An 11340-nucleotide genomic window follows, 5' to 3' on the forward strand; every position below is an offset into this window, starting at 1 on the left:
GTAGTGCCGGCCGCTGGCCGGCTCCCCATCGCGTCCGGAAGCATCACCGGGTTGCCGGCCAGCGGCCGGCACTACCAGACATCACAGGGTTGCCGGCCAGTGGCCGGCACTACCAGGCATCACCGGGTTGCCGGCCAGCGGCCGGCGACCGGGGAGGCGCCGGGTGAGCCCGGCGCATTCCGTTATCTGCGCTGGTCGGCGCTGGCGTCACGCACGGCGCGGAACGCCTCGTCCTTGCTCCAGTTCGGCCAGCTGCGCGAATTGGCCAGCTGGTTGCCCAGGGTGTACAGCACTTCCAGGTCGCGCGCAGCGCCTGCAAACACCCAGTCCGGCTGCCACTCGTCGCCCTGCTGGTGGTAACGCTTGGCGGTGTAGTCCTCGGACGCCTTCTTGCCCGCCGCGACGCCACCGTCCACCCAGTCCTGCCCGGCCGACCAGGACAGCGCGGGCACGCCACGCTTGGCGAACGGGAAGTGGTCGGAGCGGAAGAACAGGCCGGCTTCCGGCTTCGGGTCCGGCGTGTAGCGGATGTCCCAGCCCTTGGCCACGTCCTTCAACTGGTCCAGCAGCTCGAAGCGCGCCGCGCCGTAGATGCCGAAATCGCGCGACGGGCCGAACGGCGCCATGCCGTCCATGTTGATCATCGCCACGGTCTTTTCCAGCGGGTACAGCGGGTGCGTTGCGTAGTACTCCGAACCCAGCAGGCCCTTCTCCTCGGCAGTTACCGCCAGGAACACGACCGAACGCTGCGGACGCGGTGCCTTGGCGAAGCCACGCGCCAGTTCGATCAGCGAGGCGGTGCCGCTGGCGTTGTCCAGCGCGCCGTTGAAGATGCGGTCGCCGCGTGCGTCGGGCTCGCCCACGCCGATGTGGTCCCAATGCGCGCTGTAGATGACGGTCTCGTCCGGATGCGTGCTGCCTTCCAGGCGCGCGGCCACGTTGTGCGAGGTGATCACTTCGGTCTTCACCGCGTACTTCGCATCCAGGCTGGCACCGGTCAGCGGCACCGGGGTGAAGTCACGCTGCTGCGCCTTCTTCTTCAGCGCCTCGAAATCCTGCCCGGCCGAGCGGAACAGTTCCACTGCCAGATCGCGCTGGATCCAGCCTTCCAGCAGCGGATGGCTATCAGCCGGATTGTCGCGCACCACGTCGAACATGGTGTTGGTGTTGGAGCCGGCCACCGTGGCCCAGCCATACGACGCCGGGGCGGTCTCATGCACGATCAGCACACCGAGTGCGCCCTGGCGTGCGCCTTCTTCGTACTTGTACGGCCAACGGCCATACCAGGTCATGCCCTTGCCGTCGAAGTCGCCCTTGCCGGTTTCGAAGTCCGGGTCGTTGATCAGCACGACGGCGATCTTGCCCTTCAGGTCCACGCCCTTGAAGTCGTCCCAGTTGCGCTCCGGCGCCTTTACGCCGTAACCGAGGAACACCAGCGGTGCCTTGCTGATATCCACGCTGGTCGCACCGTTCATGGCTGCACGCACGGCGATCTGCTTGCCCTGCTCCAGCGCGATGGTCTTGCCGCCCTGCTGCAGCGACAGCTGCGGGGTGCCGACGATGTCGCCCTTGCGCAGCGGCACGGCCTGGGTCCACAGGCGCTTGCCGTCCTTCAGGTCGCCGCCGGGCTGCAGGCCGGCGTCGGCGAACTGCTTGCTGAGGAAGGCGATGGTCTTCTGTTCGCCGGCGGTGGCCGGGGAGCGGCCTTCGTAGGCGTCGGAGGCCAGTTCCTTGACGTCGGCGGAGATCCGCGCGCCATCGAATTTCGGGGTGGCCGCCATCAGTGCGCTCGACACCGACAGGGCCAGCACGCCCAGTACTACTCGCTTCATTGCTCTCTCCAGCAGGGAAATCGTTCTGGAGTGTAAGGGGTAAGAGGTTCGGCAGGGCTGCGCCCTGCACCCGGCAGCCGCGGTAGTGCCGGCCGCTGGCCGGCAACCTCAACAGCAACAGCCCAGGCAACAGCGGAAGCAGGTTTCCTGAGGGTAGGCGGGGCACGTCAGCGTGCGGGGGGCGCTGCAAGTACGTCCATGTAAGCTCGGTCGCCGCATCCATGCGGCTCACGCCCCCGCACGCTGCCCCACCCCGCCTTCGACAGTTTCCCGCTGCTGTTGGTAACGCTGTTGGTGGTATCGCCGCTGTTGGTAGATGTCGACCTTGGTCGACACAGTAGATCCACGCCATGCGTGGATGAGCAGAAACAAGAAGGGGTCAGATCCCTTTCCCGGTGGGAAAGAGCTCTGACCCCATCTGTGCATTACCGAGGTGTCTTACCAGTTCGGGTCTTCGGCCGGGGCGGCGGCGGGCTTGGGCTTCGGCTTGCTGGCCGGGCGCGCTGCGGCGGCCGGGGCGGCCGATGCGGTTGCGCCGGCGGCGGCCTTGGGCTTGCTGCCCAGCTTCTGGCGCAGTTCGATCTGGCCGGGGCGGAAACCACCGCGCATCGCGTCGACGCCCTCTTCCAGGGTGCCGTAGGACGTCTGCGCGGCAACGCGGTCGATGCGGATGGTGCAGCACGGATGCTCGCTGCGGCCGAGCGAACGGCCGGTCTGCGGGTCCTTCAGCTCTTCGCCCAGGCGCACGGCCTGCCAGCGCTGGCCGACCTGCACGGTGTCACCGCCCTGGCTCAGCACCACCTGGTCGCCATCGACGGACACCACCGACACCGGGAACAGCGTGGTGACGATCGTGCTGCCGATCTGCCCGGACAGCGAGTCCATCATCGAGGCGGCCATGCTGCGGCCATTGACCACGCGCGGCAGCGTGCTGGGGCCGGTCGAGGCCAACTGATGGTCGAAGCTGTCGGACATCACCACCTGGCCGGTGGTGGCATTGACCAGGCGCAGGGTGATGCGGCCGCCACCGGAATACGAGGTCACCTGGCGATCGGACATGCGCAGGTTGCGCACGCTGCGCGGGTACTCGAACCGTTCGATGGTCGGAATCAGGATCAGGTCGGTCGCCAGCTGCTGGCCAACGCGCGCGGTGTCCTGCAGGCGCACGTTGCCACTGTTGATGTGGTCGATCTCGGCCTGCAGTTCGTCGCCGAACTCGCGGTCCAGCACGATGAAGCGCTGGGTCTGGGTAAGCGTGTCGGACAGCCGCGCGCGGATCGCCTGGGCGACCTCGTCGGCGTTCACCCGGCCATCGCCAACGGCATAGCTGCCCGACTTGGTGCGCGGCAGGGCCACCACGATCTTCGGCTTGCCTTCTTCATCCGGTGCGCGGTACTGGGCAATCTGCGCGCGTACACGCACCTTCCAGTAGCTGCGCATGCTGCGCCGGGTGACATCCGAATCGAAGGAGCTGGCACCGCGCTTGGCGTCTACCTTCACCTGCTCTTCGTAGTTCTCCTTGACGCTGGCCGAGGCCGAGCCGCCCTTGGCGGAGGCTTCGCCGGAAGCGCTGGCCGAGGCCGAACCCTTGAAGCTCCAGCCTTCGTCGCTGGCGCGCACGCGGGCGATGGTTTCTTCGTCGAGCTGGCTCACTTCATCCTGCGAGAGGATTTCATAGCCCAGCACCGCGCCCTGCGAGCCGGCAATCATCTGCTGGGAGAACGCGTCGGCGCGGATATCGCCGACGTGTTCACCGTCCACGTCCACATGCAGGCCTGCGCGCAGGCTCTGCATCTGGCTGGCCACGCGTACGCCGTTGACCTGGGCCACGGCCGACTGCAATGCCGCCAGCACCGCCAGTTCCGGGGTGCTGCCGATACCGTCGGCCTCACGCGCGACCTGGGTGGTGCCGCCGAAATCCGGCGTGCCACGCAGGGGCGCTTCCTGCACCGGCGCATTGCTGGCCAGTGCACTGGCAGCCTTGTCCTTGGCCGGAGCGGTTTCTGCCGGTGCATCCTGCTTGCCGCAGGCTGCCAGCAGGGCCGCTGCCAGGCCCAGGCCGATCAATCGAGTCGTCGTACGCATGCGGAGCTGCCTCGTATCAGAGCGAATCCAGCATCGAATCGGCGTTGGACGGCACCTTCACCTTGCTCTTCTTGGCGAAGGTCACAGCCGACTTGGTCGAGCCGTACAGGCCCTTGATGAAGCCCGGCGATTCCTTGGCAACCCAGGCACCGGCGGCCAGCTTGCGGCCAACGGTGGCCATCTGGGTGGCGCCCAGGTTCTTCATGCCGGCCGCAAAGCCGCTGGCTTCGCCGCTCAGCTTCTGTGCTTCGGCAGCCGAGGCCAGCAGCGAGACCAGGCCTTCGGCGTAGTGCTGCTTGGATTCAGCGTTCAGTTCCGGCTGTGCGGCCTGGCGCTCGTCGATGGCGGCCTGGGCGGCTTCGCTGACCGACACCGACTTCTTCATCGCATCGACGTTCACCGAACCGGACGACAGCGCCTGGCGCTCGGCTTCCAGCAGCTGCACCTGCTCGGCGAGGCCGAAGGCACGGGCGAAGGAGGTCTGTGCCTGCAGCGAGTGCGACTGCGAGCTGACGAAACGACGGACCAGCGCTTCCTGCGCGGCTTCGTCCGGAGCGGCAGCGCTGGCGCTGCTGCTGGAGGTGCCGGTGGCGCCGCCGGCCAGGTCCTTCAGCTTGCCGAACTGGGCGTGGGCCGGCATCGACAGGGTAGCGGCCGCGATGGCAACGACGAGAGCGGTATTACGGATCATGGAAGAGTCCTTTGGGAGAGACGGCCGCAATGCGGCGCGCGGGATCGGGGATAGCAGCGGGTCAGTGCCGAGCACGCTCGGCACCCACCAGGGCCGGTAACGCCGGGCCATGCCCGGCGAGCGCAGCGGTAACGTCAGCGGACCGCCTTGACGTTCAGTTCGTTGATCATCTGCTGGGCGGCCTTTTCGGCAGCCAGCTGCAGTGCATTGGTGCGGGCGACGGTTTCGTTCGGGCCGGTACCGGAGAACTGCACCGGGCCCACCGACGACACGGTGCGCGGGAAGCGACCGGTCACGTCCAGCACCTTGCCGGTGACAGTGACGAACACGCGGGTGTTGCCGCTGGCCGGATCACGGTCGCGCATGCCGACGTCGAGGGTGCCGACGGCGATGTACGGGATGTTCGCCGCACGGATGCCGTTGGCGGTATCGCGCAGGGTGGCCGCGGAGAGATCGTTGCCGGTGCTGAAGTCCTTGCGGATGCGCTCGATGCTGAGCAGGCCGCGCGACTCGCCTTCCACGTATTCGGCTTCAACCACTTCGTAGCCGGCGGCGCTGAAGGCACCGGTCATGGCCGTGTTGACTTCGGCGGCGTTGGCCACCTTCCAGCTGATGTTGTCGCTGCGGGCGGTGGTGCTGCCGCCGCTGGTAACCGACACCGAACCGTTCTGGTTGATGCTGCCGTTGGTGCTGACCGAGTTGCCGCGGAAGCTGTCGCCCTCACGGGTGTTCTCGCTGTAGCTGCTGCTGGCGTCGACGCGGCGGTATTCCTTGTCCTGGAACGACTGCACGGTGTCCTGCGAGCGCGCCATGAACAGGAAGGTCAGCAGCGAGCGCTGTGCGGCGGTGGCACCGGCCACGGCCGAACCGGCATCCAGCTTGGTCTGCAGCAGGGTGGTGTTGATTTCGGCGCGGACGGTGACGCTGTAGGTCTTGGCCTTCTTGTCTTCGTTGTCCGACAGCTGGACGGCGCTGAGCACGTAGCGGTCGATTTCACCGAGGAACTCGGCGCGACGCGATTCGAACAGGCGCAGCTTGGCCGCACCGGATTCGGCGATGTACGCCTCCAGTGCATTGGCCTTGGCCTTGTTCAGGGCCTGCGCACGGGTATCGGCACTCAGGCGCAGGCTGTAGCTGGCCGAACCGGTACCGCGCGAGCTGGCGGTCTGCGCGGCGACCGGCGAGGCCACCGCCAGGGCGATGAGGATGAGCAGGATGGTACGCATCAACGACATGATTTGATCAACTCCTGGAGGGCTTGGGTCTGTTGCTGCAGCGGGCGTCCGCCGGGCTTCTGCTCGTCCAGCCAGGCGCGCGAGTCGGCGCGCTTGGCGGCGGCGCCGGCGAAGGCATCGAAGCCGGCCAGCAGGGTTTCGTAGCTGGCCGACCACTGGTCGACCTGCCACTGCGTGACCGGCACCACCTTGGTGGCGCCCTTGCGCAGCGGCTGTTCGAAGTACACCTTGCCGGAGAACGGCTCGGTGACCTTGGCGGTGAAGAACGCGCCGAACAGCATCGTCTTCATCGCCGGCGTTTCACTGATGACGCCGTTCTTCAGCGCATCCACCTGCAGGCTGATGACGTAGTCGGCCTCGGGGATCTTCAGCTGGTAGACCTTGCCGTCGGCAAAGCGCGCGGCCATGGCACCGCCGATCGCCTGGCCCGAGGCCGGCGGCAGCAGGCCGACACCGGTATTGGACGACAGCGTCTTGGACAGTTCGTGTGCCAGCGTGGCGCGCAGCGGACCGGCCCACTTCGGGTCGGGCAGCTTGGCCAGCGTGGCGTCGGACAAGGTCACCGCACCCACCTGCAGGCGACGCGTGGCCGCTTCCGGCAGCTTGGCCTGGGCCAGGGTGGTGGCCAGCACCTGCGACAGGCTGGTATCGGCACCGCCGTACAGCAGATCGGCGACGATCGCGTCGATATCGTCGCTGTCCGGGCGGTACTCCTGCACGTCGATGCGCTGCAGGGTAAGCGGATAGGAGGCGATCACCTGGCGCTCGCGGAAATCGAAGAACAGCGCCTGCAGTGCCACTTCCACCAGCACCTTGTACTGGTCGCCGATCGGTTCGACCGATACCAGCTCGCGGTCCAGCGCAGCGGCCAGCACCACGGCACTGGTGGTGCCGTCGAGCATCGCCACCGGCTGGTCGATCAGTTCCAGGTTGGCCGGCGCGCGGCGCTTGAGCGCCTGTGCCAGGGTCTGGTTGAGCGGAATCAGGCCACGCTTTTCCAGCACGGCATGCGCGTGCGGGGTGGTCGCCTGTACGGCGGCGGCGTCAGCGGTATAGGCAAAGCCGGCCCAGTAGGCCTGCTGCGATTTGTCTGCGGCCTGGCTGGCCAACGGCCATACGGCCAGGCACAGGGCATAGGCAAGCAGGCGCGCAAAAGCGCGCGGTGCGCTCTTCGTCCTTGAAAACATCCAACCGCTCCTCGGTCACGACACACGAATGACAGGCGCGAACACGCCCGCTGGGCGCGAAACATAGCCGCTCCGGGGCAAACCGACAAGTGCTGACCTTGTCGGCTTCAATTTTCCTGCGGCAGGCCGGCCCGTTGCCGCAGCAGGGTCCGCTCTGCCTGGTTCTGGCTCAACGCCGCTGCCGAGGCGAATGCGTCACGCGCGTCCTGCTCACGTCCCAGCTGCTGCAGCAGTTCGCCGCGCACCACCATCAGCGGTGCGTAGCCCTGCAGGCGGGGCTCATCCAGCAGCGGCTGCAACAGTGCCCATGCCGCGAACGCGCCTTCGCTGCGCGACACCACCACCACCCGGTTCAATGCCACCACCGGGGATGGCATCACCTGCAGCAGTTGTGCATACAGTGCAGCGATGCGCGCCCAGTCGGTGTCTTCGGCACGCCGCGCACTGGCATGGCAGAAAGCGATCCGCGCCTGCAGCACATAGGGGTCATCGCCGCCACCCGCCGACACCGCACGCGCCAGTGCCTGCTGGCCGCGTTCGATCTGCAGCCAGTCCCAGCGCGCCCGGTTCTGCTGGTCCAGCAGGATCGGCGCACCCTGCGCATCCACCCGTGCCGCCGCGCGCGAGGCCTGCAGCTCCATCAGCGCCAACAGGCCCAGTACCGGCGGCACCGGCATGCGATGGGCGAGGATGCGCGCCAGCCGCAGCGCCTCGGCGCACAGCGCCGGTCGCATCCAGTCGTCGCCTGCACTGGCTGCATAGCCTTCGTTGAACACCAGGTAGATCGCCTCCAGCACCGAGGCCAGTCGCTCCGGCAATGCATCGGCACGGGGTACTTCGTAGGGGATCTGCTTCTGCGCCAACGTGCGCTTGGCACGCACGATGCGCTGGGCGATGGTCGGCTCCGGCTGCAGGAACGCGCGGGCGATCTCGGTCGTGGTCAGCCCGCCCAGCAGGCGCAGGCTCAGCGCTACCCGCGCGTCGGCAGGCAGGACTGGATGGCAGGCCACGAACATCAGCCGCAGCAGGTCATCGCCGATGTCGTCTTCCAGCGCCTGGCTGTCGTCCGGCGCGGGCAATGCGGCCGGATGCAGTTCCTCCCCCCATTGCGCATGCTGCTGCGCCACCCGACGGTGCTGGCGCAGCACATCGATGGCACGGTTGCGCGCGGTGGTCATCAGCCAGGCTCCAGGATTGTCCGGGATGCCCTGCACCGGCCAACGCTCCAGCGCGGCCAGCCAGGTGTCCTGGGCCAGCTCTTCGGCACGACCGACATCGCCGCCGAGCAGGCGCGCCAGGCGCGCGATCAACACTGGCGATTCCATCCGCCAGAGGGTGTCCAGGCGCTGGCTCAGGGCGGGCTCGTGCATGCGCCGATCACAGCATGCGGGCCCGGCCCGCACAAGCGCCGGCGTTCACGCTTCCACGATCGGCTTGAAGCCGCCCCAGAACATGCGCTTGGTATCGAACGGCATGTCCTTCGGGCCGATATGCGCCAGCCGCGGGTCGGCCATCACCTTCTTGTTGATGCGGTCGCGCGCGGCACGCGTGCGGAACACCACGAAGGCCACGATCACCGTTTCGCCCGGCTTGAGCTTCACCGCCTGCGGGAACGAGGTCGATTTCCCGGGCTGCACGTCATCGGCCACGCATTCCATGTACTGCAGCGCGCCATGGTCCTTCCACACTGCGCCGGCCTGGCGGGCAAGGCGGCGATAGGCCGCCACCTTGTCCTGCGGGCACGGCAATACGTAAGCATCCACGTAAGCCATGGGGATTCTCCCTGCGGCGGCCGCTCAGCCCGGCTCGCCGTCCATGTGTGCGATTTCCCAGAGATGTCCATCCAGGTCCTGGAAGCCGCGCTGGTACATGAAGCCGTAGTCGCGCGCCGGCTGCGGTTCGCTGGCACCGGCGGCCAGCGCCTTGTCCACCATGGCGTCCACCGCCTTGCGGCTGTCAGCCGACAGGCAGGTGATCACCTCGGTCTGCGCATGCGCATCGGCGATGCCCTTGGTGGTGAACTGCTGGAAGAACGGCTTGACCAGCAGCATCACGAAGATGCTCTCGCTGACCACCATGCAGGCGGCGTTCTCGTCGGTGAAGGCCGGGTTGAAGCTGTAGCCCAACGCGGCGAAGAACGCCTTGGCTTTTTCCAGATCCTGCACGGGCAGGTTGACGAAGATCATCTGCGGTTGCGGTGTACTCATCGGTGCGGCTCCCTACGATGGATGGAGAAAAGGAAAATCAGGGCTGCTTCATGCAGTTGACCATCCACGGCTTGCCGTAGCGGTCGGTCAACATGCCCCAGCGGTGGGCCCAGAAGGTTTCGGCGATCGGCATCTGCACCTGGCCACCCTCGGCCAGCGCCGCGAAAACGCGCTCGGCTTCTTCGATGCTGTCCACGTCGACGTTGATGGTGGTCGAACCACCCTCGCCGCCGCCGGGACCATCGGCTGCCATCAGGATCGCCGCGCCGATCTCCAGCTGGCTGTGGGCCACATGGTCGAGGGTGTCGGCCGGCATTTCATTGCAGCCCGGCGAGCCGTCGGACGGCGGCATGTCGCGGTACTTCATCTCCGACGTGACCTGGCCGCCGAGTGCCTTGGCGTAGAACGCCATTGCGTCGTGGGCCTGGCCGCTGAAGCCGAGGAAGGGAATCAGTTTCATGGGAATGCTCCGTAGGATGGGATGAATGCGCGACCGTACTCAGGCACGGTCGAGCTGCTCACGCAGACGCTGTTCCTGCTGCTGTAATTCAGGGGTGAAGGCTTCGCCGAAGTCTTCGGCGGAGATCAACGGGCGCAGTTCGAGGGCACCGCCCGCGCCGAAGGGTGCACGGCTGGCCCATTCGGTGGCCTCGTCCAGCGAGCGCACGTCCCACAGCCAGAACCCGGCGATCTGCTCGCCGGCCGGGCCGAACGGGCCGCTCTCGACCCGGGGCGTACCACCACCGAAATGGACGCGCCGGCCGCGCTGGGTGGCATGCAGGCCTTCCCCGGCAAGCATGATGCCGGCGGCCACCAGTTGTTCGTTGTAGGCGCCCATGGTGGCCAGTTCCTGTTCGCTGGGCATGCGCCCGGCTTCGGAATCGGCGTTGGCTTTGACGATCACCATCACTTTCATTGCGGTCTCCGCTGGGCTGCGGGTGCGTGCCCTTCCCTCTTACAACGAACCAGGGGCGCGAGGATCGACACCGTCGTGCAAATTATTTTTCCTGCGGAGAGCGCGCCTTCGGCGGGGATCGGCGAACGGCGGGGCCCCTCCGTGGTGGGGTTGGTTGGTCGTGAAGAGCTGCATCTCTGTGGGTTGGCCGGGCGGGTGGGCTGCGCAGGGGACGCCGTGAATACGTCCCTGTAGGCTCGGGCGCGCCATCCATGGCGCTTACGCCCCTGCGCAACCCACCCGCCCGGCCACGGACAGATTCCTGCCTCCGATCCACCACGGGAAGATCAGGAAAAAAAGGCAGAAGCAACAGCACAGGCGGTTGGCTGGCGGCCTCGGCTTTGCGAGCGAAGCGACCCGCTTTTGCCTTTGTTTGTGATTTTCCGTGGTAGACGCCGCAGGAAACTGTCCAGGGCCGGGTGGGTAGGCGGGGCGGGGGTGTCCGCGGCATGGATGCCGCGGCCAAGCCCCCAGGGTGAAGTGACCCCCAGGAGTTGGACACCTGATCCAACCCCGAGGGTTACATGAATAGATATGAGGTTTGTTTCAAATTGCAGGTCGCCAAAGAGGCCTGCAAGACCTCCACATCGGTCAAGGCGGTTGCCCGCCGCCATGGCCTGGAGTTCTCCACGGTCAGGCGGTGGGCAGCGACCTACCGGCTGCATGGTCGGCAAGGGTTTGACCGCAAACCCCGATCCTATGATCTCCAGTTCAAGCTGGAGGTGCTTGAAAAGATGGGCCAGGAGGGCATGTCCGCGCGCGAGGCCACCACGCACTTCCAGATCGGAGATGCCGGCGCGGTGGGGCGATGGCAACGGTTGTATGCTCGCGCTGGCGCTCAAGCGCTGGCACCACCTCCACCACCGCCACCAAGACCGATGAAAAAGACCCGCTCGTCCAAGCCCGCCGAGGACATGAGCCGCGATGAGCTCCTCAAGGAAGTGGCCTATCTGCGTGCGGAGACCGCCTACCTAAAAAAGCTCGATGCCTTGATCCAGGAAGAGCAGGCGGCGCAGCGCGCAAAGCGCAAGCCGTCCAAGGATTGAGGCAGGCCCATGCGTTGCCGCTTTTGCTCGAGGCGGCCGAACTGTCACGCAGCACGTTCTATTACCAGGTGAACGCCTTGGCCCATCCAGATGAGGGCGAGG

General features: G+C 66.8%; 10 protein-coding genes and 1 pseudogene. 1 reads left to right on the forward strand and 10 read right to left on the reverse strand.

The annotated features are described in order from the left end of the window. Positions 1 to 182: 182 nt before the first annotated feature. The 10 genes from ABIA73_RS17465 to ABIA73_RS17510 form a co-directional block, all read right to left on the reverse strand. Positions 183 to 1832, reverse strand: a complete 1650-nt coding sequence (locus tag ABIA73_RS17465) for a M28 family metallopeptidase (RefSeq protein WP_032977069.1) — start codon at positions 1830 to 1832, stop codon at positions 183 to 185. 438 nt (positions 1833 to 2270) lie between these two features. Continuing rightward, positions 2271 to 3917 (reverse strand): CsgG/HfaB family protein, encoded by a 1647-nt coding sequence (locus ABIA73_RS17470; protein ID WP_025878388.1) that lies wholly within the window; start codon positions 3915 to 3917, stop codon positions 2271 to 2273. A gap of 16 nt (positions 3918 to 3933) precedes the next feature. Then, positions 3934 to 4608, reverse strand: a complete 675-nt coding sequence (locus tag ABIA73_RS17475; protein WP_032977073.1) for a hypothetical protein — start codon at positions 4606 to 4608, stop codon at positions 3934 to 3936. 134 nt (positions 4609 to 4742) lie between these two features. Beyond that, entirely contained in the window at positions 4743 to 5843 is a 1101-nt protein-coding gene (locus ABIA73_RS17480) for a hypothetical protein (protein WP_025878386.1), read from the reverse strand. Beyond that, complete coding sequence (locus tag ABIA73_RS17485; RefSeq protein WP_025878385.1) at positions 5834 to 7030, reverse strand: hypothetical protein; 1197 nt, start codon at positions 7028 to 7030, stop codon at positions 5834 to 5836. The genes ABIA73_RS17480 and ABIA73_RS17485 overlap by 10 nt, the downstream gene beginning before the upstream one ends. A gap of 107 nt (positions 7031 to 7137) precedes the next feature. After that, positions 7138 to 8400, reverse strand: coding sequence for an RNA polymerase sigma factor (locus tag ABIA73_RS17490; RefSeq protein ID WP_354276084.1), 1263 nt, complete (start codon positions 8398 to 8400; stop codon positions 7138 to 7140). A 45-nt stretch (positions 8401 to 8445) separates the two neighbouring features. Next, positions 8446 to 8802: a DUF1428 domain-containing protein gene (locus tag ABIA73_RS17495; RefSeq protein WP_025878383.1), complete on the reverse strand. Its 357-nt coding sequence runs from the start codon at positions 8800 to 8802 to the stop codon at positions 8446 to 8448. A gap of 24 nt (positions 8803 to 8826) precedes the next feature. Continuing rightward, the gene (locus ABIA73_RS17500) at positions 8827 to 9237 is read right to left on the reverse strand and encodes a VOC family protein (protein WP_025878382.1); all 411 of its coding nucleotides are present in this window, start codon (positions 9235 to 9237) and stop codon (positions 8827 to 8829) included. Between the two features lie 37 nt (positions 9238 to 9274). Next, positions 9275 to 9697, reverse strand: a complete 423-nt coding sequence (locus tag ABIA73_RS17505) for a VOC family protein (RefSeq protein ID WP_025878381.1) — start codon at positions 9695 to 9697, stop codon at positions 9275 to 9277. Positions 9698 to 9736: 39 nt separating this feature from the next. Beyond that, positions 9737 to 10153, reverse strand: a complete 417-nt coding sequence (locus ABIA73_RS17510; RefSeq protein ID WP_032977081.1) for a YciI family protein — start codon at positions 10151 to 10153, stop codon at positions 9737 to 9739. Positions 10154 to 10716: 563 nt separating this feature from the next. Between ABIA73_RS17510 and ABIA73_RS17515 the strand changes: the two are divergent. Continuing rightward, a pseudogene (locus ABIA73_RS17515) lies at positions 10717 to 11340 on the forward strand (transposase); the annotation flags it as partial.

The sequence above is a fragment of the Stenotrophomonas sp. 2694 genome (assembly GCF_040548715.1).
GTDB lineage: Bacteria > Pseudomonadota > Gammaproteobacteria > Xanthomonadales > Xanthomonadaceae > Stenotrophomonas > Stenotrophomonas indicatrix.

What these genes read in the sequence shown, in the direction of transcription:
- ABIA73_RS17500 (WP_025878382.1), bottom strand. Translation starts at nt 9,237, where the DNA reads ATGAGTACACCGCAACCGCAGATGATCTTCGTCAACCTGCCCGTGCAG.
- ABIA73_RS17485 (WP_025878385.1), bottom strand. Translation starts at nt 7,030, where the DNA reads ATGTTTTCAAGGACGAAGAGCGCACCGCGCGCTTTTGCGCGCCTGCTT.
- ABIA73_RS17510 (WP_032977081.1), bottom strand. Translation starts at nt 10,153, where the DNA reads ATGAAAGTGATGGTGATCGTCAAAGCCAACGCCGATTCCGAAGCCGGG.
- ABIA73_RS17505 (WP_025878381.1), bottom strand. Translation starts at nt 9,697, where the DNA reads ATGAAACTGATTCCCTTCCTCGGCTTCAGCGGCCAGGCCCACGACGCA.
- ABIA73_RS17480 (WP_025878386.1), bottom strand. Translation starts at nt 5,843, where the DNA reads ATGTCGTTGATGCGTACCATCCTGCTCATCCTCATCGCCCTGGCGGTG.
- ABIA73_RS17490 (WP_354276084.1), bottom strand. Translation starts at nt 8,400, where the DNA reads ATGCACGAGCCCGCCCTGAGCCAGCGCCTGGACACCCTCTGGCGGATG.
- ABIA73_RS17495 (WP_025878383.1), bottom strand. Translation starts at nt 8,802, where the DNA reads ATGGCTTACGTGGATGCTTACGTATTGCCGTGCCCGCAGGACAAGGTG.
- ABIA73_RS17475 (WP_032977073.1), bottom strand. Translation starts at nt 4,608, where the DNA reads ATGATCCGTAATACCGCTCTCGTCGTTGCCATCGCGGCCGCTACCCTG.
- ABIA73_RS17470 (WP_025878388.1), bottom strand. Translation starts at nt 3,917, where the DNA reads ATGCGTACGACGACTCGATTGATCGGCCTGGGCCTGGCAGCGGCCCTG.
- ABIA73_RS17465 (WP_032977069.1), bottom strand. Translation starts at nt 1,832, where the DNA reads ATGAAGCGAGTAGTACTGGGCGTGCTGGCCCTGTCGGTGTCGAGCGCA.